The sequence below is a fragment of the Streptomyces cavernicola genome, assembly GCF_029968035.1.
Taxonomy (GTDB): domain Bacteria; phylum Actinomycetota; class Actinomycetes; order Streptomycetales; family Streptomycetaceae; genus Streptomyces; species Streptomyces cavernicola.
Map to the genome: position 1 here is coordinate 1 of NZ_JASCIQ010000045.1, position 25,907 is coordinate 25,907.

24 protein-coding genes are annotated in these 25,907 nt (G+C 69.8%); 12 read left to right on the plus strand and 12 right to left on the minus strand.

Features of this window, described 5'->3' with window-relative positions:
* Positions 1-28: 28 nt before the first annotated feature.
* On the minus strand, positions 29-1,033 hold the full coding sequence (locus QIS96_RS31745; RefSeq protein WP_282546291.1) for a WD40 repeat domain-containing protein: 1,005 nt from the start codon (positions 1,031-1,033) through the stop codon (positions 29-31).
* Positions 1,034-1,159: 126 nt separating this feature from the next.
* Between QIS96_RS31745 and QIS96_RS31750 the strand changes: the two genes are divergently transcribed.
* Together QIS96_RS31750 and QIS96_RS31755 are read left to right on the plus strand one after the other, a co-directional pair.
* Complete coding sequence (locus QIS96_RS31750; protein WP_282546292.1) at positions 1,160-1,843, plus strand: SGNH/GDSL hydrolase family protein; 684 nt, start codon at positions 1,160-1,162, stop codon at positions 1,841-1,843.
* A gap of 51 nt (positions 1,844-1,894) precedes the next feature.
* Positions 1,895-2,884, plus strand: coding sequence for an aldo/keto reductase (locus tag QIS96_RS31755; RefSeq protein ID WP_282546293.1), 990 nt, complete (start codon positions 1,895-1,897; stop codon positions 2,882-2,884).
* A 148-nt stretch (positions 2,885-3,032) separates the two neighbouring features.
* Here QIS96_RS31755 and thpR read toward each other — a convergent pair whose 3' ends face one another.
* From thpR to QIS96_RS31770, 3 genes are all read right to left on the minus strand, one after another.
* On the minus strand, positions 3,033-3,605 hold the full coding sequence (gene thpR, locus QIS96_RS31760) for an RNA 2',3'-cyclic phosphodiesterase (protein WP_282546294.1): 573 nt from the start codon (positions 3,603-3,605) through the stop codon (positions 3,033-3,035).
* Positions 3,606-4,104: 499 nt separating this feature from the next.
* The gene (locus tag QIS96_RS31765) at positions 4,105-5,505 is read right to left on the minus strand and encodes an MFS transporter (protein ID WP_282546295.1); all 1,401 of its coding nucleotides are present in this window, start codon (positions 5,503-5,505) and stop codon (positions 4,105-4,107) included.
* A gap of 36 nt (positions 5,506-5,541) precedes the next feature.
* Positions 5,542-5,982, minus strand: coding sequence for a MarR family winged helix-turn-helix transcriptional regulator (locus tag QIS96_RS31770; RefSeq protein ID WP_282546296.1), 441 nt, complete (start codon positions 5,980-5,982; stop codon positions 5,542-5,544).
* A gap of 146 nt (positions 5,983-6,128) precedes the next feature.
* Between QIS96_RS31770 and QIS96_RS31775 the strand changes: the two genes are divergently transcribed.
* Positions 6,129-6,311: a ribbon-helix-helix protein, CopG family gene (locus QIS96_RS31775; RefSeq protein ID WP_282546297.1), complete on the plus strand. Its 183-nt coding sequence runs from the start codon at positions 6,129-6,131 to the stop codon at positions 6,309-6,311.
* 66 nt (positions 6,312-6,377) lie between these two features.
* The gene (locus QIS96_RS31780; RefSeq protein WP_282546343.1) at positions 6,378-6,578 is read left to right on the plus strand and encodes a hypothetical protein; all 201 of its coding nucleotides are present in this window, start codon (positions 6,378-6,380) and stop codon (positions 6,576-6,578) included.
* A 25-nt stretch (positions 6,579-6,603) separates the two neighbouring features.
* On the opposite strand, the gene QIS96_RS31785 is transcribed toward QIS96_RS31780, so the two are convergent.
* Entirely contained in the window at positions 6,604-8,049 is a 1,446-nt protein-coding gene (locus QIS96_RS31785; protein ID WP_282546298.1) for an NCS2 family permease, read from the minus strand.
* Between the two features lie 227 nt (positions 8,050-8,276).
* Here QIS96_RS31785 and QIS96_RS31790 point away from each other — a divergent pair, with 227 nt between their 5' ends.
* Together QIS96_RS31790 and QIS96_RS31795 are read left to right on the plus strand one after the other, a co-directional pair.
* A complete protein-coding gene (locus QIS96_RS31790; RefSeq protein WP_282546299.1) occupies positions 8,277-8,633 on the plus strand; it encodes a DUF2530 domain-containing protein in 357 nt (118 codons plus the stop codon).
* 143 nt (positions 8,634-8,776) lie between these two features.
* Positions 8,777-11,215 (plus strand): HAD-IC family P-type ATPase, encoded by a 2,439-nt coding sequence (locus tag QIS96_RS31795; protein WP_282546300.1) that lies wholly within the window; start codon positions 8,777-8,779, stop codon positions 11,213-11,215.
* A gap of 180 nt (positions 11,216-11,395) precedes the next feature.
* On the opposite strand, the gene QIS96_RS31800 is transcribed toward QIS96_RS31795, so the two are convergent.
* From QIS96_RS31800 to QIS96_RS31825, 6 genes are all read right to left on the minus strand, one after another.
* Positions 11,396-14,536, minus strand: a complete 3,141-nt coding sequence (locus QIS96_RS31800; RefSeq protein ID WP_282546301.1) for a sacsin N-terminal ATP-binding-like domain-containing protein — start codon at positions 14,534-14,536, stop codon at positions 11,396-11,398.
* Between the two features lie 399 nt (positions 14,537-14,935).
* Positions 14,936-15,949, minus strand: a complete 1,014-nt coding sequence (locus QIS96_RS31805) for a hypothetical protein (protein ID WP_282546302.1) — start codon at positions 15,947-15,949, stop codon at positions 14,936-14,938.
* Between the two features lie 18 nt (positions 15,950-15,967).
* Positions 15,968-18,127 (minus strand): hypothetical protein, encoded by a 2,160-nt coding sequence (locus QIS96_RS31810; protein WP_282546303.1) that lies wholly within the window; start codon positions 18,125-18,127, stop codon positions 15,968-15,970.
* Positions 18,128-18,146: 19 nt separating this feature from the next.
* Positions 18,147-19,064 carry a hypothetical protein gene (locus QIS96_RS31815; RefSeq protein ID WP_282546304.1) on the minus strand — a complete coding sequence of 306 codons (918 nt, stop codon included), beginning with the start codon at positions 19,062-19,064 and terminating at the stop codon, positions 18,147-18,149.
* A gap of 328 nt (positions 19,065-19,392) precedes the next feature.
* Entirely contained in the window at positions 19,393-19,602 is a 210-nt protein-coding gene (locus tag QIS96_RS31820; RefSeq protein ID WP_282546305.1) for a DUF397 domain-containing protein, read from the minus strand.
* Positions 19,595-20,389 (minus strand): helix-turn-helix domain-containing protein, encoded by a 795-nt coding sequence (locus QIS96_RS31825; protein WP_282546306.1) that lies wholly within the window; start codon positions 20,387-20,389, stop codon positions 19,595-19,597. The genes QIS96_RS31820 and QIS96_RS31825 overlap by 8 nt, the downstream gene beginning before the upstream one ends.
* Before the next feature lie 118 nt (positions 20,390-20,507).
* Between QIS96_RS31825 and QIS96_RS31830 the strand changes: the two genes are divergently transcribed.
* From QIS96_RS31830 to QIS96_RS31855, 6 genes are all read left to right on the plus strand, one after another.
* Complete coding sequence (locus QIS96_RS31830; RefSeq protein WP_282546307.1) at positions 20,508-20,717, plus strand: hypothetical protein; 210 nt, start codon at positions 20,508-20,510, stop codon at positions 20,715-20,717.
* Entirely contained in the window at positions 20,714-20,926 is a 213-nt protein-coding gene (locus tag QIS96_RS31835; RefSeq protein WP_282546347.1) for a hypothetical protein, read from the plus strand. The genes QIS96_RS31830 and QIS96_RS31835 overlap by 4 nt, the downstream gene beginning before the upstream one ends.
* Complete coding sequence (locus tag QIS96_RS31840; protein WP_282546308.1) at positions 20,923-21,288, plus strand: hypothetical protein; 366 nt, start codon at positions 20,923-20,925, stop codon at positions 21,286-21,288. Before QIS96_RS31835 ends, QIS96_RS31840 begins: the two co-directional genes overlap by 4 nt.
* Positions 21,289-21,492: 204 nt before the next feature.
* Positions 21,493-23,169 (plus strand): alpha/beta hydrolase, encoded by a 1,677-nt coding sequence (locus QIS96_RS31845; RefSeq protein WP_282546309.1) that lies wholly within the window; start codon positions 21,493-21,495, stop codon positions 23,167-23,169.
* Positions 23,135-23,707: a hypothetical protein gene (locus tag QIS96_RS31850; protein ID WP_282546310.1), complete on the plus strand. Its 573-nt coding sequence runs from the start codon at positions 23,135-23,137 to the stop codon at positions 23,705-23,707. The genes QIS96_RS31845 and QIS96_RS31850 overlap by 35 nt, the downstream gene beginning before the upstream one ends.
* 326 nt (positions 23,708-24,033) lie before the next feature.
* Entirely contained in the window at positions 24,034-24,240 is a 207-nt protein-coding gene (locus QIS96_RS31855) for a hypothetical protein (protein ID WP_282546311.1), read from the plus strand.
* Between the two features lie 412 nt (positions 24,241-24,652).
* On the opposite strand, the gene QIS96_RS31860 is transcribed toward QIS96_RS31855, so the two are convergent.
* On the minus strand, positions 24,653-25,579 hold the full coding sequence (locus tag QIS96_RS31860; RefSeq protein ID WP_282546312.1) for a DUF3027 domain-containing protein: 927 nt from the start codon (positions 25,577-25,579) through the stop codon (positions 24,653-24,655).
* Positions 25,580-25,907: the final 328 nt, after the last annotated feature.

A 25,907-nucleotide genomic window follows, 5' to 3' on the forward strand; every position in this document is an offset into this window, starting at 1 on the left:
GGCGTACCCGCGCACCCGGGAACGCCCTTCACCCCTTGCGGAACAGCCGCTTCAGCCCCAGCGCCGCCGCCACGATCAGGGCGATCACGACCGCGCTCCGGGTGAGGCCCCCGTCACCGCCGCCCCCGTCCCCTGCGGCCGCGTCCGAACCCTCCTCCTCCGAACTCCCTTGCTTCGAGGGCGATTTGGATGGTGTACTCCCCACTTCCGCCCCCGGCGCCTCGATCGGCTCGACCTCGCTGCCCCGCCCCTCCGAGCCGTACATCAGCGTCGTGCCGTCCGGGCTGTACGTCACGGACTCGCCCTGCCGCTGGAACGGCACGTCCGCCCGCTCGGGGTCGACCGGCCGACCGCCCTTCCAGGTGTACGCGGTCGCCGCGAAGTAGCCGCGCAGCAGCAGCTGTCGGCCGTCCGGCGAGAACGCGCCGTCGGTGGTCCACAGGTCGACGTCGGCGACGCGGCGGAACGTGTTCGTACCGGACGCGGACAGCTCGGCCGGGCCCTCGTACAGGCCGCCGCCCCCGTCCCGCTGCTTGTCGGCGATGTAGACCCGGCCGGTCTTCGGGTGCACCATCAGCGCCTCGGCGTCCCGCGCCCCGTCGGCGTACTTCACGACGTACTGCGTGGCCTTCACTGTCCGGTCCCGCAGCTGCTTCGGCTCGGGGAGGCGGTAGATCCAGACGTGGTCCCAGGTGCCGCCGAGGTTGTCCCCGATGTCGCCCACGTACAGGTCGCCGTCCGGGCCGATCGACACGCCCTCCACGTCGCGCGGGGCGCCGACGCCGCTGAGCGTGAGCGTGGCGACGGTCTTCCCCGTCCCGGAGTCGACCGCGTAGAGGTGCGCGCCGTCGTCGCTGTCGTTGTGCGTCCAGTAGATCCCCGGGTGCGCACGGCTCGCGGCGAGGCCGCTGGACTCGGTGATGCGGGGGTCCCGGATCGTGAACCCGTCGTTCCCGCCCTCCGCGGCCGCCACGGGCACCGCACCGACCAACACCAGCGCAACCGCACCGACCCCACCCACAAATGAACGCATGCGCCCAGACTGCCAGGTGGCGCGTAGGGCCCACGTGTACGCCGGAGTGCGCACCGTCGCGTCCACGTGTGCAGCCTCACACCGCTGCCCGCCGCCGCGGCCCCCCGCATCCGGAATGATGAGCGGATGCTCAGGCTCCTTTTCGTCGGCGACTCGATGACCATCGGCAGTGCCGGCGAGCACACCTGGCGCCACCGCATGTGGCAGCACCTGCGCGCCTCGTACGGCGGCCCGTTCCAGATCGTCGGCCCCCGCGAGACGCTCCACGACAAGGCGGCCGACGCCCCCGTCTCGCACGAGTACGCGCCCGACGTCGAGCCGGCCTTCCCGCGCCGCCACCTCGCCGGCTGGGGCGAGGGCTGGCTGCACATGGCCCCGCTGATCGGCGACACGGTCCGCGAGCACCGGGCCGACCTGCTGCTCGTCTCCCTCGGCCTGATCGACCTCGGCTTCTACACCGACGCCGAGCAGACCGCCGACAACGTCCGCACCTTCGTCGCCGAGGCCCGCGCCGCCAACCCGCGGGTCGCGCTCGCGGTCCTCCCCGTCATACCCAACATCCGCGCCCGCACGGACAGTTCGTTCGCCGCCGAGGTCGACCGCTTCAACGAACTCCTCGCGAAGACGGCCGCCGACCTCGACACGGACCGCTCCCCGCTGCTCCTCGCCTCGGTCCCGGAGTCGTACGACATCGACCTCGACACGTACGACGGCACCCACCCGAACGCCTCCGGCGAACACAAACTCGCGAGCGCGTTCGCCGACGCGATGCACCAGGCCTGGGACTTGGGCGGGCCGTACGGGGGCTGAGCCCCCAACCCCCTTGCCTAGAGCCCACTCCACCCACTTCGCTGTACCCCCATGAAGTACACGCAGCTCGGACGCACGGGACTCAAGGTCAGCCGCCTCGTCCTCGGCACCATGAACTTCGGCCCGCAGACCGACGAGCCGGAGTCGCACGCGATCATGGACGCCGCCCTGGACGCGGGCGTCAACTTCTTCGACACCGCCAACGTGTACGGCTGGGGCGAGAACAAGGGCCGTACCGAGGAGATCATCGGCAACTGGTTCGCCAAGGGCGGCGAGCGGCGCGACAAGGTCGTGCTCGCCACCAAGGTGTACGGGAACATGGCCGGCGACGGACAGCCCTGGCCCAACCACGACCGCCTCTCCGCGCTCAACATCCGCCGCGCCGTGGACGCCTCCCTCAAGCGCCTGCAGACCGACCACATCGACCTGTACCAGTTCCACCACGTCGACCGCCGCACCCCGGTCGAGGAGATCTGGCAGGCCGTGGACGTACTGATCAAGCAGGGCAAGATCCTCTATGCGGGCTCCTCCAACTTCCCCGGCTGGAAGATCGCCCAGACCAACGAGACCGCCCGCCGCCTCGGCAGTTACGGCCTGGTCAGCGAGCAGTGCCTCTACAACCTGGCCGAGCGCCGCGCCGAGATGGAGGTCATCCCGGCCGCGCAGGAGTACGGGCTCGGGGTCATCCCCTGGTCGCCGCTGCACGGCGGGCTGCTCGGCGGCGTCATCAAGAAGGAGGCGCAGGGCGGACGCAGGACCACCGGCCGCAGCGCCGACGCGCTCGCCAACACGCAGACGCGGGAGAAGGTCCAGCGCTACGAGGACCTGCTCGACAAGCACGGCATCGAGCCCGGCGAGGCCGCCCTGGCCTGGCTGCTCACCCGCCCCGGCGTGACCGGCCCCATCGTCGGCCCGCGCACCGCCGACCAGCTCGCCTCGGCCCTGCGCGCCGTCGAACTCGACCTCGGCGAGGACCTGCTCACGTCCCTGGACGAGATCTTCCCGGGCCCAGGGCCCTCCCCGGAGGCCTTCGCCTGGTAGAGCCCCTGGCCAGGCCGCGTACGCGAGAGGCGTCGGCCGTACGGGGTCAACCTCACCCCACGGCCGACGCCACCGCCACGACGACGAACATCAGCACAAGCACACCGGCCATGATCCGGTTACGGGTCTTCGGGTCCACGCTTCGAGGTTAACCGGCCGCCCCGAGCGGCCAGCGCTCGACCTCCTCGTAGCGCGGCCGCTCCCCCGCGACGCTGCTGCGCGGCAGTCGGCTCTGCACGAGCGCGAGGTCGCCGACCGTCCACGGTTCGGAGGCGAAGGCGTCGAGGACGTCCACGTACGGCCGCAGGTCGACGGCGGCGGCGCGGCTGCGGGCGAGGGTGAGGTGCGGGGTGTAGCGGCGGTGGCCGTCCATGGCGATGCCGGCCTTGCGCGCGGCCGCCTCGGACCGCTCGGCGAGCCGCCGCATCACGTCGACCTCCCCGTCCGCCCCGGCCCACAGCGCCCGGTCCCCGAACCGGCCGCCGCCGCGCAGGGCGAGCCGGAACGCCGGGGTCCGGTGGGCGGCCCGCGTGAGCCGCTCCCGCAGCTCGGGCAGGGTCTCCTCGGGCACGTCCCCCATGAACGCCAACGTGAAGTGCCAGCCGCCCGGCTCGGTCCACCGCAACCCGTCGGCCCCGGGCAGCCGCCTCAACTCACGTACTTCGGCGGCCAGTTCATCGACGACCGCCCCCGGCGGCAGAACAGCGACGAAGAGTCTCATCGCCCCAGTCTGCCCTTCGGCCGCCGCCCGGCCTACGGACAGCCCTGGGGCTCCGCCCCGGAGCCCCGGCCGCCCTTTCGCCCGCTGCACCGTCGTGGCCATGAACCGGGGCTCCGCCCCGAACCCGGCCGTTCTCCGCCCGCGGCACCGTCGCGCCCGCTCGCGCAGTTCCCCGCGCCCCTGAACCAACCGGGCCTTCGCCCCGAACCCCGTCGCTCTTCGCCTGAGCCACCGCTGCGGTTGCTCGCGCAGTTCCCCGCGCCCCTGAAAGGACAGCCCCTGACGGGCCCATCGCGGCCCAAAATCAGCCCCTCCGGCGTTTGAGGAGCGGGGGTCCGGGGGCTGGCCCCCGTGCCGACGGCGGCCACGCGGCGGCAGCCGCATATCGGACACAGCCGGGAAGGGGCGGGGAGGGGATCAAAACAACCGCCCCCCGCACGCCGAAAGGGCCTCCCCGTACGAGAAATCCGTACCGGGAGACCCCTGAGGCGTCACAGCCTCACGCCGCCGTCGCGAGCCGCTCCCGCGGCACGAAGCGGACCTGCGGATGCCCGTGATGCATGCCGACCTTCAGGCGCAGGCCGCCGAGGCGGGCCAGGACCAGGCCGACCGTGGCCGCGGCGAGCGCGGAGATCAGGCCGCCCGCGGCGAAGCCGATGCGGGCGCCGTACGTGTCGGTGATCCAGCCGACGAGGGGCGCACCCAGCGGCGTACCGCCGGTGAAGACCATCATGAAGAGGGCCATCACACGGCCCCGCATGATCGGGTCGGTGGCCATCTGGATGCTGGAGTTGGCGGTCACGTTGACCGTCAGGCCCAGCATGCCGAGCGGCACGAGCAGCGCGGCGAACAGCCAGAACGCGGGCGCGAAGGACGCCACGATCTCAAGGAGCCCGAAGCCGAGCGCGGCCGCGACGAGGAGCCGCAGGCGCGAGGTGGCGCGGCGGGCGGCGAGCAGCGCACCGGCCAGCGAACCGGCCGCCATCAGCGTGTTGAGCAGGCCGTACGTCCCCGCGTCACCGCCGAAGACGTCGTCGACGAAGGCGCTGAGCCAGATCGGGAAGTTGAACCCGAACGTGCCGATGAACCCGACGAGGACGATCGGCCAGATCAGCTCGGGCCGCCCGGCGACGTACTTGAGCCCTTCCTTCAGCTGCCCCTTGCCGCGCGGCGCCCGCTCCACCTTGTGCAGCTCGGCCGTGCGCATCAGGGCGAGGCCGGCGAGCGGCGCCAGGAACGAGACGCCGTTGAGCAGGAACGCCCAGCCGCTGCCGACCGCGGTGATCAGGACACCGGCGACGGCGGGTCCGACCAGGCGCGCGGACTGGAAGTTGGCGGAGTTCAGGCTGACGGCGTTGGCCAGCTGGTCCTTGCCGACCATCTCCGACACGAAGGTCTGCCGCGCCGGGTTGTCGACGACGGTGACGAGGCCGAGCAGGAACGCGGTCAGGTAGACGTGCCACACCTGGACGTGCCCGCTGAGCGTGAGCACACCGAGCGCGGCGCCGGTCAGACCCATCGCGGCCTGGGTGAAGAAGAGCAGCTTGCGCTTGGGCAGCCGGTCGACGAGGACACCGCCGTAGAGCCCGAAGAGCAGCATCGGCAGGAACTGCAGCGCGGTGGTGACACCGACGGCGGTGGCGGAGCCGGTGAGGCTCAGCACCAGCCAGTCCTGGGCGATGCGCTGCATCCAGGTGCCGGTGTTGGAGACGACTTGGCCCGTGAAGAAGAGCCGGTAGTTCCGGATCTTCAGCGAGCTGAACATGCTCGGCTTACGGGAGTCGGTGCCGCCAGAGGGGCGACCCGAAGGGTCTCCGGCAAGGGCGGTGGTGGGTGACGGGCGGGCGGGGTCGTGGGTGGCTGGTGCGGGGGCGGAGTCTGCTCCGGATCCCGTACTCAAAGGGGTTCGCCTCCTTGGTACTTGGCGTTGGTGCGGTTACTGCAGGTGGGCGAGCTTCTCCAGGACGGGTGCGGCTGCGCGCAGCTTCTCCCACTCCGCCTCGTCGAGGCCCTCGGCCAGCTGGGCCAGCCAGGCGTTCCGCTTGCGGCGGCTCTCGTCGAGCATCGCCTCGGCGGTCTCGGTCTGGCTGACCACCTTCTGGCGGCGGTCCTCGGGGTGCGGTTCGAGCCGGACCAGGCCCTTGGCTTCGAGCAGCGCCACGATGCGGGTCATCGACGGCGGCTGTACGTGCTCCTTGCGGGCGAGCTCGCCCGGGGTGGCCGAGCCGCAGCGGGCGAGGGTGCCGAGCACCGACATCTCGGTCGGGCTCAGCGACTCGTCGACCCGCTGGTGCTTCAGGCGGCGCCCGATGCGCATGATCGCGGAACGGAGTGCGTTCACGGCGGCTACGTCGTCGCCATGGGAGAGGTCCGGCATGTTCGTTAGCATAACTCATTACCCTGACTAAAGAACAGCCCATTACCGAGCTGCCCGGAAGCGAAATCGCCCTAGATCACCCGTACGAGTGAGTCGGCTGCGAAAAGTGACACACCGCCCGTCGGCGTCCGGCGACCCTGAGGGGCATGGAGACCAACGTGCTCAGCCTGCGCATAGACGGAGAGCTGCTCGACCGGCTCCGGGGTCATGCCGCGAAAAGAGGAATGAGCGTCCAGGACTATGTGGTCCGGACGCTCATTCGCGACGACTTCGACGAGCGGTTCAAAACGGCGGTCGAGGAGACGGAGAAGTTCTACGGCGTGACGTGAGCGCCCGCAGGCCCCCGGCCGGTTGACGAATCGCATCCCATGATCATCGAGCTCGTTGATCACGGCATGAAAAAGCTGATGACCCGCCTGTCCCTCGCCCTGACGTTCTGCGCCGCGGCCGCCGGAACAGCGGCCGCGGACGAGACCCACACGAACTCGCACAACGCCCCCGTCGTCACGCTCGTGCACACCGGTCAGATCGACGACCCGATGGAGGACGTGCTCGAGCACACGCTCCTCATCGGCGGCAAGCACAGGTGGCAGTAGGCCCCGCCCGCGCCGGCCCCGGGGCTTACGTCAGCTGAAGTGCCGGCATCAGGTAGTAGAAGGCGAACACCGCGGAGACCGCGTACATCGCGATCGGCACCTCGCGGGCGCGGCCCGCGGCCACGCGCAGCACGGTGAAGGTGATGAAGCCGATGCCGATGCCGTTCGTGATCGAGTACGTGAACGGCATCATCATCATCGTCAGGAACGCCGGGATCGCGATCGTGTAGTCCTTCCAGTCGATCGCGCCGATCGAGCCGGACAGGATCAGGAAGCCCACCGCGAGCAGTGCCGGAGTCGCCGCCCCGGACGGCACCATCGTGGCGACCGGCGTGAGGAACAGCGCGACCGCGAAGAGACCGCCGGAGACGATGTTCGCGAATCCGGTACGGGCGCCCTCGCCGACGCCCGCCGTCGACTCCACGAAGCAGGTGGTGGCCGAGGACGAGCTGACGCCGCCCGCGGCGACCGCGATGCCGTCGACGAACAGGACCTTGTTCATGCCCGGCATGTTGTCGTTCTCGTCCATCAGCTCGGCCTCCTCGCCGACGGCCATGATCGTGCCCATCGCGTCGAAGAAGGTGGAGAGCAGCACGGTGAAGACGAACAGGCAGCCGGTGAGCAGGCCGACCTTGTCGAAGCCGCCGAAGAGGCTGACCTGACCGACGAGCCCGAAGTCCGGCGAGGCGATCGGGTTGCCCGGCCACTTCGGCGTGGTCAGGCCCCAGGACGGCACCTCGGTGACGGCGTTGATGACCATCGCGACGACCGTCATGACGACGATGGAGATGAGGATCGCGCCCGGCACCTTGCGGACGATCAGCGCGAGCGTGAGCAGCACTCCGAGGACGAAGACCAGGACCGGCCAGCCGTTGAGGTGGCCGTCGCCGCCCAGCTGCAGCGGGACGGTGGTGTGCGCGGCGTCCGGGATGCGCGAGACGAAGCCGGCGTCGACGAGGCCGATCAGCATGATGAACAGGCCGATGCCGATGGCGATGCCCTTGCGCAGACCGAGCGGCACGGCGTTCATGACCCGCTCGCGCAGACCGGTGGCGACGAGCAGCATCACGACGAAGCCGGCGAGGACCACCATGCCCATCGCGTCGGGCCAGCTCATCCGCGGGGCGAGCTGCAGGGCGACGACGGTGTTCACACCGAGTCCGGCGGCGAGCGCGATCGGGACGTTGCCGATGACGCCCATCAGGAGCGTGGTGAACGCGGCCGTGAGCGCGGTCGCGGTGACCAGCTGGGCGTTGTCCAGCTGGTGGCCGTACATGTCCTTCGCGCTGCCGAGGATGATCGGGTTGAGCACGATGATGTAGGCCATCGCGAAGAAGGTCGCGAAGCCGCCGCGGACCTCGCGGGCCAGGGTCGAACCCCGCTCAGTGATCTTGAAGTACCGGTCGAGTGCGCCGGTGGGCACCCCCGACGGGGACTGCTTGGGGTCGTCGACCGTGGCCGAGGGGGTCATGCGTGAACCTCAGACGTTCATGGCGGAGCTCGCCGAAGGAGTGCTGTGGGGGTGGCCGAGTCGCGCTCGCCTTGGAGCTTCTTACGAAGAAAAGCAGTCAGACTCAGGCCGTTTCAGTATGAATACATAAAGCAAAAATCGCTATCTCCGCGCGTAGACCCTTGCGGGGACTGGGTTTCACCGGACCCCGCCCGCCGCCGGGCACGGGCCCTCGTAAGCTTGTGCACATGGCGAAGTGGACTGCGAAGCACGAGGCGCCGGAGCCCCTTGAAGGCCCCGTCGTCGCCACCATCACGGGCGGCACGATCCTCTGGTTCGTCCTCTTCCTCGTGCAGCTCCCCTTCTACGGCTGGTTCGACGACCGCGGCCAGACCTGGTGGGTGTGGACCTGCCTGGCCGGCGCGGGCCTCGGCTGCATCGGCATCTGGTACGTACGGGGGCGCGACGCGGCGCTCAAGCGGCATGCGGCGCAGCAGGCGGCGGCAGCGGAGTCGGTGGCGACGGCGGAGCCGAAGTCGGCCGAGGCCGCGGGCTCCGCGGGCACGGCCTCGGCTCAGGCCGCGTCGACGGAGCCGACTCCGTAGCCCTCAGGTAGTGCGGCCTGGCCCTCAGGTAGTCCGGCCCCCTAGTACGCAGGTCGGACAACCCCCAAGGGTCTCCCTGACCCGTCCCTGATTCCCCGGCGCTCGACGGGTGAACGGCGGCCCCGGCCCGTACCGTCGAGACCATGACGGAGCGGGCAGACATCGACACCGAGGGGCCGGACCCCGCAGGCCGGCGGGGCGCGGTCGACACGCGGGCGGCAACGAGCCCCGCGCGTGCGATGCCCGCCCTCGGCCTGACCACCGCCGAGGTCGCGGAGCGCGTCGCCCGCGGCGAGGTCAACGACGTGCCGGTGCGCTCCAGCCGCTCCGTCACCGACATCGTCCGCGCCAACGTCTTCACCCGGTTCAACCTGATCATCGGCGTCCTCTGGGTGATCATGATGTTCGTCGCGCCCTGGCAGGACACGTTCTTCGGGTACGTGATCCTCGCCAACACCGGCATCGGCATCATCCAGGAGCTGCGCGCCAAGAAGACCCTCGACAACCTCGCGGTGATCGGCGAGACCAGGCCGATGGTCCGGCGCGACGGGCGGGCCGCGGAGATCTCCACCTCCGAGATCGTCCTCGGCGACCTCATAGAGATCGGGCCGGGCGACAAGATCGTGGTCGACGGCGAGTGCGTCGAGACCGACAGCCTGGAGGTCGACGAGTCCCTGCTGACCGGCGAGGCCGACCCGGTCGTGAAGAAGCCGGGGGACGCGATGATGTCCGGCTCGTTCGTCGTCGCGGGCGGCGGCGCGTTCACCGCCACCAAGGTCGGCGCGGAGGCGTACGCCGCGCAGCTCGCCGAGGAGGCCAGCCGGTTCACGCTCGTCCACTCCGAGCTGCGCTCCGGCATCTCCACCATCCTCAAGTACGTGACCTGGCTGATGGTGCCCACCTCCATCGGCCTGGTGATCTCCCAACTCGTGGTGAAGAACGACGAGTTCAAGGAGTCCATCGCGTACACCGTCGGCGGCATCGTCCCGATGATCCCCGAGGGGCTCGTGCTGCTCACCTCCATGGCCTTCGCGATCGGCGTGATCCGGCTCGGCCGCAAGCAGTGCCTGGTGCAGGAGCTGCCCGCCATCGAGGGCCTGGCCCGCGTCGACACGGTCTGCCTCGACAAGACCGGCACCCTCACCGAGGGCGGCATGGACGTCACCGAGGTCCGGCCGCTGTACGGCGCCGACGAGGCGTACGTACGCAAGGTCCTCGGCGCGCTCGGCGAGTCCGACCCGCGGCCCAACGCCTCGCTCCAGGCGATCATCGACGCCTACCCGGACAGCGAGGAGTGGCGCTGCACCGAGTCGCTGCCGTTCTCCTCGGCCCGCAAGTACAGCGGCGCCAGCTTCAGCGAGGGCAACGGCGAGAACTCCACCTGGCTGCTCGGCGCCCCGGACGTCCTGCTGCCCGCAGGGGACGCCCTGCTCGACGAGATCGAGTACCTCAACCACCAGGGCCTGCGCGTCCTCCTCCTCACCCGCAGCGGCACGGAGCTCGACGCACCCGACGTCGCCGCGGGCACCCGACCGCACGCCCTAGTCGTCCTGGAGCAGCGGCTGCGCCCCGACGCCTCGGACACCCTGCGCTACTTCGCCGAGCAGGACGTCGAGGCGAAGGTGATCTCCGGGGATAACGCGATCTCCGTCGGCGCGGTGGCCGCCAAGCTGGACCTGCCCGGCGCCGAACGGACCGTGGACGCCCGCAGCCTGCCGCGCGAGCGGGCGGAGATGGCGGAGGTGCTCGACGACAACGCGGTGTTCGGGCGGGTCTCGCCGCAGCAGAAGCGGGACATGGTCGGCGCGCTGCAGTCCAAGGGGCACACGGTCGCGATGACCGGGGACGGCGTCAACGACGTGCTCGCCCTCAAGGACGCCGACATCGGCGTCTCCATGGGAGCGGGCTCCGAGGCCACCAAGGCCGTCGCGCAGATCGTGCTCCTCAACAACAGCTTCGCGACGCTGCCCTCGGTGGTCGCCGAGGGGCGCCGCGTCATCGGCAACATCACGCGGGTGGCGACGCTGTTCCTGGTGAAGACGGTCTACTCGGTGCTGCTCGCGCTCCTGGTGGTCTGCACACAGGTCGAGTACCTGTTCCTGCCCCGGCACCTGACGCTCCTGTCCACCCTGACCATCGGCGTCCCGGCGTTCTTCCTCGCGCTCGCGCCCAACAAGGAGCGCGCGAAAGCCCACTTCGTACGGCGGGTCATGCGGTACGCGATCCCCGGCGGCATCATCGCGGCCCTCGCCACGTTCAGTACGTATCTGCTGGCCCGCGCGCACTACTCGGGGGAAGGGGCGCGGGAGGCGGAGACCAGCGCGGCGACGCTGACGCTGTTCCTGATCGCCATGTGGGTCCTCGCGATCATCGCCCGCCCCTACACGTGGTGGCGGATCTGCCTGGTGGCCGCGATGGGGGTCGGGTTCCTGCTCGTCATGGTCGTGCCGTGGCTCCAGGACATGTTCAAGCTGAAGTTGGTGGGGACGACCATGCCGTGGTCGGCCGTGGCGATTGCCGCGGCTGCGGCGGTGCTGGTGGAACTAGCGTTCCGCTGGGTCGACAGACGCTTCCCGGCGTAAGGGGCACCGCGACTGCCCTGCGGGCGGCTCCTTCCCCACCCCGCCCCTTCCCGAAAGCCTGCGGCGCCGTCGTGGCTGGGCGCGCAGTTCCCCGCGCCCCTTTCGGGGCGGTGAAATTGAGGAGCGGGGTCTGGGGCGGAGCCCCGGTTCGGGAAGGGGCGGGGTGGGGAAGAGGGCCGCTCAGTCGAACCAGCGGTCCCGGGCCAACTCTCCCGTGCGGGACGGGTCTTCAAGGAGCGCCGCCACCTCGAAGCGCCGAGGCCACTGCCGCGCCGCCCAGGCGAGGCCCGCCGCGACTCCCTCCAGTGTCGCCGCGTGGACCATCCCGTCGGGCGTACGGCGCCAGTCCAGCTCGACGCCGCCGGCGAGCAGCTCCTCGTGCTCCCGGTACGTCGCCGGGGTGCCCGAGCCGAGCAGCGTACGCACCGACTCCGGCACCTCGCGCTCGACGCCCTCGGCCGCCACCTCCGGCCGCACGGCCTCGCTCAGCCGCCGCACCTGCAGCAGCTCGGCCAGATCAGCGGCGCGCGCGGGGGCGACCGGCAGCAGGGCGAACCCACCGGAGAGCGGCAGCAGGTCGGGCGCGTCCGCGACCACCGCGTCCGCCGCGTCGACCACCGTGACAGTCCCGTCGACCACCGCCCGCAGCTCCTCCGGCAGCGTCACCTGGTCCGGGTCGAGCCCGGCCAACGCCCCGTAGAGCGCGTGCAGTTGGGCGGCGGACACGGTCGACTCGGGGTCGGCGAGCCGGTCGAGGAGTTCCGCCGCGCCGCCCGGCTCGTCGAGCAGCGCGGCCACCGATGTGCGCACGCCGAGCGCCCGCAGCACCTGCTCGTCCTCGAAGCCGGACGCGTCCGCCTCCTCGTAGAGCCCGGCGAGCAGCGGATCGCCGCCGACGGCGCGCAGTCCGGCCGGGCGGCGCCCGTCGAGCACCGGGTGCCCGCGCAGCCACCAGGCGGTGTAGGGGCGTACGGACTCGGTGGTGCCGTCGGGGAGGAGCACCCGCACCGGCTGGGTGAGCGCGTCCCGCAGCGGCGGCTGGGCGAGCAGCGCGAGCGCCTGCGGCCAGCGGTCGTCGTCGACGAGGTCGAGGTCGCGTACGGCGACGAGCTCGGTGGCGACGGGCGGCACGGGCGTGTCGGGCAGCTGGTCGAGGAGGTCCTCGCACCACACGTCGACGGCGTCGAGCAGGCCCGCGTCGTCGGGTTCCGCGAAGTCACCCTCGCGGGGCTCCAGTTCATCCGGGTCGAGGACGACGTCGGTGGCGCGGACAAGCGCGAAGCTGGCGAGCACTCCGCACGCGGCGAGCGGCTGTTCGCCCCAGCGGTCCGCCCACTCCTGGTCCACGTAACCGAGTTCGCCCTCCCTCACGACGCTCGCGAAGGCGCTGCCGGGCAGGACGAGCTCCCCGGCGGGCGCGGGCTCACCCTCGTCGTCGGTCAGGGCGAGCGCGCCGAGCCACGGCTCGTCGCCGGGTTCGAGGCCCGCGTCCCGGACGAGGGCGAGGACGACGTCCGCCAACTCCTCGCTGTCCAGGGCGTCTTCGTCCCAGATGTCGTCGTCGAGGGAGGCGGCGACGGCGGCGCGGACCTGCGGGGTGGTGAGGACCGCGCGGGGCGTGGCGGGCAGGGCGCCCAGCTTTTCGAGCAGCGGGTGGGCGGCCTCGGGGTGCGCGACCTTCAGGCCGAGCCGCGCCAGCCCCTCGGGGGTGTCGGGCCCAGGCAGCAGGACGTGCCGCGGCCCGATCGTCGTACGCCCTCCCCCAGAGCCGATCGCCTGGGAGGTGCCCCCACTGAGCGGCACGGGAAGCCCGCTGAGGCGGTCCGGGTCGACGCCGGAGAGGGAGTCGTAGAGTCGCCGCCACCAGCCCGGTTCCCGCTCCAGCCCGGCGAGCCGGTCCACGGCGTCCTGCAGCGGCACCCGTGCGACGCCGAGGGTGCGCAGCTCGACGCGGCGCTCCAGGCCCGCGGGCAGCAGCGTCGGCAGCACCTCGGCGAGCACGGCCACGGTCTCGGCCCCGGCGCCCTCGACGACCTCGGCCTCGAAGGGGCGCAGCGCGGCGGGCTTGCCGTCCTCCTCGTCCTCTTCGGGCGGGGCGGCGGGGGCGAGGAACGCGGTGCGCGGCAGGAGCCCGAGCACCGCGGTGCGCAGCGCGCCGTCGAGGGCAGAATTGGCGAGGGCGCCCGGCACCAGGTCGATGATCCCGGTGCTCAACGGCTGCCATTCGGCGAGGAGTTGGGCGTAAGCCTCGGCCGCGCGCGCCACCAGGAAGTCGGTCAGCGGGCCGGGCGCGGCGTGCCGGCGGGTGGTGTCGAGCGGGAACGAGCCGATCAGCAGCGCGGGCACGCCGAGCGCCTCGTCGCTGGGCGTCGGCGCGTGCACGACGGGCGCGGTACGGGGCCGCCGCGGCGCGCCCTCGCCGTCCACGGGCACCGCCCACGTCACCGACCACTGCGGCCTGGCCCGCTCCTCGACGGGCCGGTCGCGCAGCAACTCCGGGTCGAGCCGCCCGTTCCGCTCGACGGTCCGCCAGCGGGTGGTGCCGTGCGCGCTGTCGGCGATGCGGGCGTACGGGCCGTCGTGGTCGCGGGTGAGCGTGCGGGCGCCGTCCGGGGTCTCGATGCTGACCTCGGTGAGACCGGGCAGGGCGAGCAGCAGCGCGTCGTCGACACCGTCGAGCAGCCGCTCCACCAGCGCCTCGGCGGCCGCGTCCCGCAGCGGCAGGATGACGACGGTGTCGTACGTGTCGGGCGCGGAGCCCTCGGCCGCGAACGGCAGCCGCAGCAGCGGGACATGGCCGTCGCGGCGGCGGATCTCCTCGCCCAGCTCGGGGCTGCGCTCGGCGGCCACGGACGCGGTCAGCTCCCGCGCTTCGGCGAGCGACCAGCGCACGCCGCCGGAGCGCCCGACGACGGCGGGTTCGTCACTCACGGCGAGCACCGCGGCGAAGCCGACGCCGAACCGCCCGACAGTCGCGCTCCCCCCGCTGTCCCGCTTCGCGGAGGCCCGCAGCGTACTGAGCGACTCGACGCCGGCCGCGTCGAGCGGTGCGCCGGTGTTGGCCGCGGCGAGCACACCGTCACGCAGCGTCAGCCGCAGCCGTCCGGGCACGCGGGCGCGCGCGGCGGCGTCGGCGGCGTTCTGCGCGAGCTCCACGATCAGCCGGTCCCGGTACCCGCCGAGCGCGAGGTCCTCCTCCGCGTTGGCGTCCTCCCGGAACCGGGCGGGAGCGGCGGCCCACGCATCGAGCACGGCCCGCCGCAGCCCCACGGCACCGAACGGATCGGCCCCCTCCGCTGCGGGCCGGACGAATCTGCTCACGGTGGTCCTCCTCGTCGGCGGCGGGCTGCCGCGGCTGCGCTGTGCTGCCGCCTGAAGGTACCGGGTAGGAGGCGCGCGGGCGCGGGTGCCCCGGCACGCCTCAGGCCTATGTCATACGAAACGGACGTGCGTACACCTCATGAACATCCTCGGGCCTCGGGGGCGCACCTGCAGGTCGGGGCCTGGGCACACTCATCCGGCGACACCGGGCCCCTCTCGGCGGAGCGCCGGACTCAGTGGAGCGGCACTTTGCCCCCTCGGCATTGAACCGGCCGTCCCCGTCCAGGAGTTGACGCAATTCGGCTACCAAGTGATGCCGTCGGAGCCTGAGCGACGACTCATGCGGGGTCACTGCTCGTGCGGGTCACCGCTCGTGCGGGTCGCTGGCGGACGCGGGCGTCACCCACACTCTGCAGCGTCCGGCTCGCGCGTACATGCCAGGAGTCGCGCAGCTGCTTCGGCCCCATCGGCCTCCACGGTCAAGGATTCCCGCTTCAACGCCTTCACTCCGGAATCGGTGCTGTCTTCTTCGCGCCCCTCTGCCCAAATATCGATGACAGCGAGAGCGTCCTCGCCGAGAAAGCCGCTCGACGGCGGTTCGACACCCACGAAGTCGCGCTGCCAGGCGCCCGCGATATGACCCGCAGGGTCCCGACCGTATGAAGGGGCGCTCTCTGGAGCGGTGTCGGCAATGTGCTGGAAGACCGCTGCCTGCCAGGTTGCGCGCTCGCCCTCAGGAATATCGTCGGCAATGCCGTCGAAATGCCCCAGTACGACAGCACAATCGAGAGCAGGGCCGCCGTCCTCGACCGAGAGGGACCTCGCCGTCGGCACAGAGGCCAGCCCGTCCGCGCACTTCTCCGTCTGTGCGGTGCGCAGGCGGGCGTATGCCTGGGGATCCTGTGACACGGCGCGCAATGCCCTGATGAGATCGTCCTCTTCCACCGGCATCCGCACCGTCTCACCGTCCTTCCAAGGACGGCGGTGCCTTTGCGGCTGAGGGTCCCCGTCGCTGCCGGTGAGGTTCGCGTGAATGTCGGCCGCATAGTCCACCAGCGCATCGGCGAGCGGCTCGCGAAGCTCGACGGCGACGGCCGGATTCCTACGCCGTTGGGTTTCCTCACTGAGCGCCAGGACTACGGCCTGCATGTTCCGTGCCTCGCCAAGGGTGTGTCGGCCAGGGGTCGCTCCCGTGGTCGCGGCCCGCAGCACCGACCCCAGTTCCGCGCAGCTCATGTCCGACACGTACTCGTTCCCCAAGACACGTTGCAGGGAGCCGTTCTTGAGCAGATGGCCGCAGTCGGCCGCTCTGTCCTGCGAGGCGAAGAGGTATCCGAGGGCGGCGCTCCCCAGCACCCCCATGCCGATCGCACTCCACACGACCAGTCGGCGGCGCGCGCTGCGGCGGTTCACCGAGTCACTGTTGGACATCTAGTTCCCGAGCCATTCATCCGTCTTGTCCCGGCGCGCGTTGTGGTCTCCGAGCATCTCGCGCTTCAGGCTCTTGATGTCCTTGTCATCCGTACCAGGACCGCCATGCTCCGCATCGGCCCAGGTATCGATGATGAAGGTCATCTCGCGTTCCGACTCAAAGCTGTGGTCAGCGACATCGGCAGCCGCATCATCGCCGTTCTTTCCCTTCTCCTGATTGGAGACATCCCAAGTCCACGTATCGAGGATGCGCTGCGCCGTGTCGCCGATGTACGGAACACCAGTGATCGCCGCACCACCGACGTGATAGATCGCCTTGGCCTTCCAGTCCGCTTGGGCATTTGCGTCATCACGCTTGTCGTTGATGGTGTCGTTACGGATCGAGTCGTAGGCGCCGAGAGCCAGCGCACCGTCCCTCGCCGGATCCTCGATCGAGGCAGCGGTCCCGCCCTCTGAGGGCCCCATCAGGTCGGATATATGCGCGATTTCCGCCTTGTGCATCGTTCCGTACGCCTCAGGGTCATCAGACACCGCTCGCATCAAATGGACCAGCTTGCGCGGATCGGTAGCGATGTGAGCGCCTTCTTGATCCCCGAAAACCCCGTCCGCACCCGGATTGCTGCCCTTCGCGCCCGGCACCTCATGGGTGTAGTCCGTATTGATGCCGGCAAGGATCTCGTGCGTGTCACCGGTGTAATCGGCGAGCGCGTTGCCCAGCGGCTGGCGCAAGTTCTTGGGAATTTCCTCGTGATGCGGGGGTGCATCCAACAGATTGATGGTGTCCCGCATGACGCGCGCCTCGGCCGCAGTGTGCGGCGGCCCCTCCTCAGCGCCAGTGGTGGCAGCCTGGAGGAGGCCGCCGAGACCCACCCGGCTGTTGGACGGGTCGATCTGGGACGAGTCGATCAGGTTCTCGGTCCTGCGCGCCCGCTCTTCGACGTTGTGCTGGGGCCATTCACGGTCGTCGAGCAGGTACTTGAGGTTGTCGTTGCCGCCCTTGGGGTCAAGGTAGTCGGTAGCCGTCTCCGAGTTCTCGGCCATGATCCCGAGCATGTCGTCCACCGGGTCGACGATCTTCCCTGTGTCGGGTTCGTCGCCGGACCGGATGCGCTGTGTCTCGTCCCAGATATCGGGGTTCTTGCGCTCGGCGGCGATGATGTCGTCGGTGAGGCCCTGCACCATGTGCGGCGGATAGCTGCCCCTGTCGCCCTGTTCCAGGAGCGTCGTGAGCGTCTGATAGCCGTAGGGACCGGTCGAGTCACCCTCGGGCCTCTGCGTGCCGAGCTTGGCCATGTCCTTGCGCCACTGCTCCGAGAACTCCCTGTCCCGGTTGGCCGTGGCGATGTTGTTGGCGAGGGATGACTGGATGTTGCCGTAGCGCTCGCCGGTCTTTCCGTCGACGGCCTGGGACTTCTCCAGATCCTCGGCCAGCCGCAAAGTGCCCTCCGGGCCCAGGCCGTTCAGCACCATTCTGCTGAATTCCGGGTCCTTGTTGTTGTGCACCATGACCCGTTCCAGCTCCTTGAGCTGCCCCGGGGAGAGTTTCTCTCCGCTCTCGTACTTCTTCAGCAGTCTCGCGGCGCGCTGCGCCTCGTCCTGGTCGATGGAACGGGTGGTGTTGTCGTTGAAGCCGTCGGACCGCTTGCCGGCATTGCGCTTGAGTGCCGTCACCGCGGACTGGTCGGCGTTGTAGGCGGTGATCAGGACCAGCTCGATCTGGCCCTTCCAGTACAGAAGCTTCGTCTCATTGGCCGAGGGCAGCAGCCCGTTGCGCTCGTCGCCCTTCTTGTCCGGGTCGATCAGGCTCACTTTGCCGGTGTCGCTGACGGCGACGCCGTCCTTCTTGGCGTCCCGGACAAGCTGGTGCAGGTCGTCCTGGCATTTCTTCAAGTCGTCGTGCGCGTCACCCAGTACGGCCTGAATGCCCTTGGCCTCGGCCCAGGCGTCACTGAACTCCTTGTCGGCAGAGAGGACTCGCACCCGCGCGACGGCAGACGTGGGATCCATGCTGTTCCAGCCCGCCGCGTCGAACGGCGCCACGACGCCCTTCGCGTACTGCTCGTCGAGCCCCTGAAGCAGCAGGATGCGCTCCTGCCAGCGGTCGGCAGCGGCCTTCAGGACGCTGACGTCGAGGTGGTAAAGGTCTCCGAAGAGAATCATGCGGTTCGTTCGCCCCCTGTCAGCCGAAGTCGGAGAGCGAACCGCGGACCGCGTTCATCTCTGCTTCGTTCGCGGATTCCGTACGGGTGTAACTTCCGGCGGTCTGCGTGCAGTTCTCGCCGATCGTGCGACAGGTCGCGACGAGGTCTCCGACCTGCTGGTCCCAGAGCTCCATCAATTCGCCGATCGCCAGGCCCAGCCCTCCCGACCAGAAGTCGGCGCCGAGCCTGCCCCAGGCGGCCACCATGGTGTCGTCATTCTCGACCCGGCCCTTGGAGCGCAGGATCCCCGCGATCTCCTGGGCGTTCTCGCCGGCCCGGTTGAGCGCCACCGGATCGGCGACGCCGCTCATGGTCCGTGCCTGACCGCCCCCACCGCCGCCCGCCATGGTCTGAATGCCCGCGCCACCGCCGAACCCCGGGTCGGGAGCGAAGCCGCCGGAGGGGTTGGGATCGCGTACATCTGCGGGGTGGTCCGGAACATCAAGCCGATGCACGGGAGTTGGCCGTCCGTCGACCGCCGCCGTCATGGGCTGCAGGCCCCCGGTGAAGCCCGGGTCGACCGCAGCTCCTTGAGCGAGATCGCGGTCCCTGATGTCGCGATCCATGTCGGGGCGCGGCAGCCCATGCGAGGTACGCGGGTCCGGCCCGGTCAGTGGTGCCGTAGGCGCGTGAATGCCAGGGCCAAGGCCGGGGCTGGGGCTGGGAGCGACATCCGCCCCCGTCATCGGCGGCAGACCACCGTAGTTGAACCCGGGGTCCGGGTTCGGAGCCGGATCGGCGTCGAGGATGTCCCGGCCGCCCGTGTCCGGCGGCGACATCTCGTGCCCCGTTCGAGGATCGGGTCCGGTCAGCGGCGCGGTGGGCGCGACGATCCGCGGATCAGGGCCCTCGTACGGCGCAGAAATCGGACGTACGTCATCGGAGCCGGTGCTCAACAATTCCCCCTGCTGCAACAGCCCGCCCCCGTCGGCGTGCCTTGGTTCTGTGCTCCACGACCGCGCGGTCCGAGGCCTTACTTGGCCGATGACCTGGCACTTTGCCGTGAGATGCAGCAACCCTATGCATGGGGCACGGATGTGCGGCATGCCGGAACCCAGCAGCAAATCCCCGTCCCGGATTTCCTGGTTCCGGAAGCCTCACCCGCCCAGCCCGAACCCCCGCCCCGCGAGTGCTTTACGCAGGACCCGTACGGCCGTCGCCAACTGGCCGCTGGACACGTGCAGTTGAACGTACCCCGTTCGGGAGAGGGGAATGGGCGACCCGTCAGCTCTGCTTGAGGGCGTCGAGGAACGCGGCCCAGGCGGCGGAGGAGAAGAGGACGGCGGGGCCGTGGGGGGTTTTGGAGTCTCGGACGGGGACGGCGGCGGGGTGGGTGTCGATGACCTCGAGGCAGGAGCCGGCCTCCGATCCGCTGTACGACGACTTGCGCCAGCCGCGCAGCGTGCGGGCGTCGACGATGGTGCGGTCAGTCATGGCGCCTGTATTCCTTCGCTCGTGCCCTCATGAAATCCAACGATTCATCCAACGGCAGAGCGTCACTCAACGCAAGGTCGTAGGCACTGCGGAGGCGCTCGACACCGGCCGGGGATTCATGCACCGTGCCGACGGACAGCCCCTCGGTGTACGCGGCCGGCGGCTGATCGTCGAACCACATGAGCGTCACCATGCCCTGCAACACGTGATACGCACCCTTAGCTGTGGGCATCACATGGACGCGGATGCGCTGCGACTCGACAAGTCCGGCCAGGTGCTCGATCTGCTCCGCCATCACGTCCGGCCCGCCGACCGGTCGGTGCAGAACCCCTTCGTCGAGCAGAGCCCACACCACGGGCGTGACCGGATCTTGGAGAATCTCCGAGCGCTGCAGCCGTGTGACCACGAGCCTGTCACACTCCTCCGGAGCCAGTGGCGGGAACGATGCACCGATCACCGCGGTCGCGTACCGCCGTGTCTGCAAGATGCCCGGCACATAGACGGGAGCGAACTCACGCAACATGACGGCCTGGCGCTCAAGCTCGCGTGCCGATTCGAAGTAGTCGGCAACCGCCCCCTCGCCGCTCGGCCGGAAACTGCTGAGCACATCCCCCGTGCCCAGCGCCTTGTCCAACCGCCGCGCGTCCTCCGCCGACGGAATCCTCCGGCCCGCCTCGATGTGGGCGATATGACTCCGCGTCATGTGCGCCTCGCGGGCCAACTGCTCCTGCGTCATGCCGAGAGCCTCGCGCCGGGACCGCAACCACTCCCCGTACGTACTGGTCATCGGCCAACTCCCCTCCTCCACGTGACAAATGACGGGTCACATCGCACCCCCTTCTCAAGCTACGCGCGCCGACACCACGCTGTGACCAGTTCGCTACAGAGAGCAGAGAGGTGCGGTCATGAGCACAGCCGAGGAACGGATCAGGGAGGCGGAGTCGGTACGGGACGCGTTGCGGGCGGCGCTCGCGGCGGTGGGCGTGAAGCTGCCGTCGTTCTGCCTCGATCAGGTGTCGTGCGCCCGCGAACACCCCGCCCCACTCATCGAGTTGGGTCGCTGCGACGTCGCGACCGCGCGGGCGCTGGCCGAGGCGCTGGGGTCGGGCCGGTGAGGGTCGGCGAGACCGTGCTGGACGAGGACACCGGCCGGATCGGCGAGGTGATGGGGCACGAGGGGCGGTACGTGCAGCTGCGGCCGCTGCTCGGCGGGCGGGAGTGGGACGTACGGCCGGACCGGGTGCGTCCGGTGACGGCGCCGGAGTTGCTGAGCGCGCGGGTCGCCGCGGTGAACTCGCGGACGCGGAGGGGTGGTTCGCGGTGAGGTTGTTCGTCCGCGTACTAGCGTGGCTGCTGCCGGCGAGCGGCGGTCGACGCCGCGCGCCCTCCCCCGAGCGGGTACCGGTACCTGCACCCGCTCTCCCGCCGCGCCGCGCGATCACACTGCCGCGCCGCCGCAGCCCGTACGCCCTGAACGCCGCCGACGACCGGACCCTGTACGTCGACCCGCCCCTGTGGAACACCCTCCGCCCGTACGTCCACATCCACGCCCGCCCGAAGCACGTACCTCCGGAACAACGCGCCCAGGCGCAACGCCGCTGGGCCCTGGACATGGCGCTACGGGGGCGCGATGTGGGGCCGGAGCGGATTCACGGGGTGCGGGTGGGGGGTTGGGAGGCGGCGTGACCCCCGGGCGGCCTGGACTCATGGGCCGCAGCTGCCGATACTGGCGCGTCTTACTGACCAACACCCCACTCCCGCCCCACCCTTCACTTCCTTAGACTGAGCCCCTGCAAATCAAAGGCCGTCATCAATTCGGGGATCAGGGGATGAACCACCCACGCCAATGCGCCGAAATGTACAGCGGGCGCATAGCAGCGGAGGGCGACGGTGCCCTCTAACTTTGCACAGCTGAACAACCAGGACTTTTCCGATCTAGAGGCCGCCGCGAAGGCCTGGCGCAAGCTTTCCAGCACGATGGATTCCTTGACGTCCCGTCACAGAGAACGAGTCACCGGGCCTTTGCATAACTCGTGGAAGGGCGACGACGCCGAAAGTGCGCTGTTCTTCCTGGAGGATGTGGAAAGTCGCCTCGGCATTGCCGAGACCGAGGCCATGGCAATCGCCTCAGTCCTAGAGAACACTCAGTTCTGGATGGAGCAGGCCCAGACCGAGCTCCGCAACGCGGTGCGGCGGGCGGAAGAGGACGGCTACGCGGTCGATGCCGATGGCTGGGTCAGCGACCCGACCACTGCGAACATCCCACGCAACGACCCGGATGCGCGCCACGTCATCGCCGACCGCAGCGGCTTGCTGGGTGAGTATCGCGCACGTATCGACAAGGCATTGGCCGACGCAGAGAGGGCGAGCGACAAGGGCGCGAAGGCTCTGGCGGACCTTAACGGCGACATCCTCACCGACTCGTTCAATCATGACGCAGCAGCCGAGTCCGCCGCCGACGCCAAGAGCGCGATGAAGGCACTCGGAATCCAGGATCCACAGATCCCGAAGGATGACCCGAAAGCAGCCTCAGAATGGTGGAAGGCCCTCAGCCCTGAGGAACGCCAAGAATACGCGGCGCTCTATCCGAAGCAAATCGGCGCGACAGACGGCCTACCGGCAACAGTGCGGGATGACGCCAATCGCACAGCCTTGGCTCAGGAACTCAATCTCCTGCAAGAAGGAAACCTCAAGGAAGCATACCCCGGCGAGAGCCCAGAATCGCACAATCAACGGCTCGCCAATGCCCTGAAAATGAACGAGCAGCTGAACGAACGGGACTCCGCCCGGAGCGGCAAGGAATTGTACCTCCTGGGATACGACTCCAAGGGCGACGGACGCGCCATCGTTGCCATGGGTAACCCTGACACGGCGGCACACACAGGGGTGCTCGTACCTGGGACGAATACTGACGTCGCGAGCGAAGTTGACGGCCAGATCACTCGAATTGACAAGCTGCATTCCGCTGCCGACAAGCACGCCGACGGCGAGGACGTAGCCATGATTACCTGGCTCGGGTACGACGCTCCGAAAGCTATGGGCGATGGTGGCGTCGACGGCGTCGCCACCAGGGAGCGCGCCTACGAAGCCGGCCCCGACCTGCGCCAGTTCACGGAGGGCATGCGCGCCTCGCACGAGGGGACTCCGAGTCACACGACAGTCATCGGCCACAGCTACGGCTCAACTGTTGTTGGCGCGGCCGCGTCAGAAGGCAAAGGGCTGGGCGTAGACGATGTCGTGGTCGTCGGAAGCCCCGGCATGGCAGTGAAACACGCATCCGAACTACAAATGGATCAGGAGCACGTCTGGGCCGGCGGGGCCGAGGACGACAAAGTCATCAAGTGGGCCGGGGGCAGCCTGGGCAGAGACCCCCTGCGCGAGAACTTCGGCGGCAACAACTTCGAGGTGGATACCAGTGGACACAGTGGCTACTGGGACAAAGAGGGCGAAGCGAACAGCGATTCCCTGGAGAACCAGGGGAAGATCATCGCTAATCGACCGCCAACCGAGGCGCCGAAAAAGGAGCCTGACAGTGGCGATGTTCCCCCGCGCCCGCCGCGCGGCTGACACCCACACGTTTCGCCTGTTGCCACTGTTGTTGGTCACCATGATTGCCACTGGAGGCTGCATGTCCTCAAGCCCTGAAGACGACCCCAACACCAGGCTGCCCCGAATGGAGAGATCGGATGCGCTGACGTGGGCCAGGGACTACACCAGCTACATGGCTGAGATCACTGATGTTGAGCTGATCAACTCTACAGAGAAGATCAACTATGAGGAGTGCCTCGGCGCCAACGGCGAGTTGGCCGACGATGGTCGATACAGCCTCTTCTACTACGTGTACTCACCTGCGCCCGTCACGGAGCACACCCGTGTCGTGCGCGCCCTTCGTCAGGAACTCAAGAAGAAGGGATACGAGGTCACGGGATACCGCGAGTTCAAGGACTCCTATTACGCAGCAACCCTCAGCGCACGCAACAGAAGTAACGGATACAGCGTGACAGCAGACACTGTAGGCAGTGGCAAAACCAAACCCCAACGCCTCTCCTTCGCCGTTCGCACCCCCTGCATGCTCCCGCCCGGCGTCAAGCAACAGCAGTTCTGAAACGAGGAGGCGATCTCAAGATGTCCAAGGGAACACGCGTCGACTCGGGCGTACTGCGCTCGTCAGCCCATAACTGTGACGGCATCGCCGATGAGATGAAGAAGCCGTCGACCGCTGCCACCGACGAATCAGCAACTGCTGCTTCCTCTCTGGGCCGGTTGGTCCGTGGGCCAGGCACTGCAGACCGTCTCCACCAGCTGGGAGCCCGCACTTGAGGGCCTGCGGCGCCGCGCTCAAGCCGGGCCGACAATCTGCGGGCTTCCGCGGACGGCCACGACTGGAACGAGAAGCGCATCGAGCAGGACTTCGAGCAGACCGGGGCCGACATGGCACCCCAGGCCGCGTACGGCGAGCTGCCGCCGGCCATGCGCAATCTCCGGCCGCCCTCCAACGTCCACGCTCCAGGGCCTCCCTCCAAGAGCGCTGAGGAGATGACGGACCCACGGAACTCCTACGGCACGAACATGCCGACCTACGACGAGAGCATCAGGACGCAGCCTGCGCCCGCACCCCCGCTCGGAGACTTCGACTGAGGACCGGCGCCTCGGACCAGGAGTTCAACGCCCCAAGCGGGACCAGTTCGAGGGCACTTGAAGCACTGGGCCCGCCTCGCCCGACGGAGAGCTCCGGCACCTATCGCTCTCGCAGCGCGCCGCCCCACAGCATCCCCTGGGGCGGCACGGGGTCGTGCGGTTGCCCATATCGCCGGTGGAAGCGGGAGCGGGGGTGCCTGGACGTGCCGGGTGCCCGGCTTCGGGGTGCGGCGAGCCGGGGGCGCTCCCATTGCCCGGGTTTGGGTTACGGGTCGCTGCAGGGCGGTGCCTTGCGGGCGCCGGGTTGGCCGACTCGCCGGTGGTGGCGGGCGGGTGGGAGAGGGGCCGCGCCTGAACGTGCCGGGTGAACAGCCCCCGCGTACGGCACCCAGCCCCCCGTACCCCCAAAAACCTAGCTGTGGCCCAAGTCCTCCGAGCCGTCGCCCGTGGCCTCCGTGGGGACCGAGCCCTCCGGGGAGGGGCGCAGCGGGAGGGCGTCGACGTTCATGGAGTCGAAGGCGTGCGGGGCCGGGCGCGGGGGCTTCGGCATGACGGCCGCCTCGGAGTGGCCGCCACAGCCGTACGCGAGGGACACCACGTGGCCGTCGGCCGGGCTGAACTCGTTGGCGCAGACGCCGAAGGCCTGGCGCAGGGAGCCGGCGATCGGCATCAGGAAGGCGCAGCTGACGCACGTGGCGGGGGCGGCCTGCGCCATCTGCGTCTTGGCGCCGTACCCCTCCTCCCAGCGGTCGGCCGCGACGTGCAGCCCGTACCGGGAGAGGACGCGGGCGCGGCGCATGCCCAGCTCCTCGGCGACCGCGGCGATGGAGCCGCGCTGCGGGGCGAGCGGCAGGTTGGCCGGCGGGCCGTCGGTGACCTCGGCGTCCTCCGCCTCGACCAGGTCGGCCATCTCCTCGGAGACGGGCGAGTTCGGCGCGGGCTCGTCCTCGCCGGAGTAGCCGGGCTCCAGGCGCAGGTCGTCCGCGTCGGTGGGCAGGAGGTCGCCGGGGCCCAGGTCGCCGGGGCGCAGCCGCTCGCTCCAGGGCACCCACTCGGGGGCGAGGAGGGCGTCGGGGCCGGGCAGCAGCACCGACTCGTCGAGGGTGACGACCTTGGCGCGGGAGGCGCGGGCGACGGTGACGGCCCAGCGCCAGCCGCGGTATCCCAGCTCCTCGCACGCGAAGAAGTGGGTCACGACCCGGTCCCCCTCGGAGACCACCTGGACGTGTTCGCCGACGACGCCGGGGGCTGCGGCCTCCTCGGCCGCTGCCCTGGCGAGGTCGATGGCCTCGGCGCACAGGCGGTCAGGGGTGCGGCTTCGCGTTGTCGCTGCGCTCACAGGTATCGCTTCTCTCCTACGCCGTCTCACGGGTGCGCCGTCCATCGGTACGGGGCACGGACGGAGCGGACCTGGGGGCCGCGTCGACGTCCGCGTCCGGTCACTCCCGGGCGCGCCTACGTCATCCATTCTGCGGGATGACGAAGAGGCGCGCGGCCAAGAACAACCGCCGCTGGCGCGCTACGCACGCTACCCCCTCGAAGCGCCCGAGCCCACACGGCGTCCGCTCTGAGGACATCTCCAAATGATCTCGCTGAGGTGCGCTGACACCGTCCCGGACCCCTTCGAGGCCATCAGAACGTCCGGCTTGGGGCACTATGACGGGGTG

Excerpts from the sequence above, each read along its gene's own strand:
- QIS96_RS31820 (WP_282546305.1), bottom strand. The coding sequence starts at position 19,602 with ATGACTGACCGCACCATCGTCGACGCCCGCACGCTGCGCGGCTGGCGC.
- thpR (WP_282546294.1), bottom strand. The coding sequence starts at position 3,605 with ATGAGACTCTTCGTCGCTGTTCTGCCGCCGGGGGCGGTCGTCGATGAA.
- QIS96_RS31780 (WP_282546343.1), top strand. The coding sequence starts at position 6,378 with ATGAAAAAGCTGATGACCCGCCTGTCCCTCGCCCTGACGTTCTGCGCC.
- QIS96_RS31775 (WP_282546297.1), top strand. The coding sequence starts at position 6,129 with ATGGAGACCAACGTGCTCAGCCTGCGCATAGACGGAGAGCTGCTCGAC.
- QIS96_RS31750 (WP_282546292.1), top strand. The coding sequence starts at position 1,160 with ATGCTCAGGCTCCTTTTCGTCGGCGACTCGATGACCATCGGCAGTGCC.
- QIS96_RS31825 (WP_282546306.1), bottom strand. The coding sequence starts at position 20,389 with ATGACCAGTACGTACGGGGAGTGGTTGCGGTCCCGGCGCGAGGCTCTC.
- QIS96_RS31755 (WP_282546293.1), top strand. The coding sequence starts at position 1,895 with ATGAAGTACACGCAGCTCGGACGCACGGGACTCAAGGTCAGCCGCCTC.
- QIS96_RS31795 (WP_282546300.1), top strand. The coding sequence starts at position 8,777 with ATGACGGAGCGGGCAGACATCGACACCGAGGGGCCGGACCCCGCAGGC.
- QIS96_RS31770 (WP_282546296.1), bottom strand. The coding sequence starts at position 5,982 with ATGCCGGACCTCTCCCATGGCGACGACGTAGCCGCCGTGAACGCACTC.
- QIS96_RS31745 (WP_282546291.1), bottom strand. The coding sequence starts at position 1,033 with ATGCGTTCATTTGTGGGTGGGGTCGGTGCGGTTGCGCTGGTGTTGGTC.
- QIS96_RS31830 (WP_282546307.1), top strand. The coding sequence starts at position 20,508 with ATGAGCACAGCCGAGGAACGGATCAGGGAGGCGGAGTCGGTACGGGAC.
- QIS96_RS31810 (WP_282546303.1), bottom strand. The coding sequence starts at position 18,127 with ATGATTCTCTTCGGAGACCTTTACCACCTCGACGTCAGCGTCCTGAAG.
- QIS96_RS31785 (WP_282546298.1), bottom strand. The coding sequence starts at position 8,049 with ATGACCCCCTCGGCCACGGTCGACGACCCCAAGCAGTCCCCGTCGGGG.
- QIS96_RS31790 (WP_282546299.1), top strand. The coding sequence starts at position 8,277 with ATGGCGAAGTGGACTGCGAAGCACGAGGCGCCGGAGCCCCTTGAAGGC.
- QIS96_RS31855 (WP_282546311.1), top strand. The coding sequence starts at position 24,034 with ATGGCACCCCAGGCCGCGTACGGCGAGCTGCCGCCGGCCATGCGCAAT.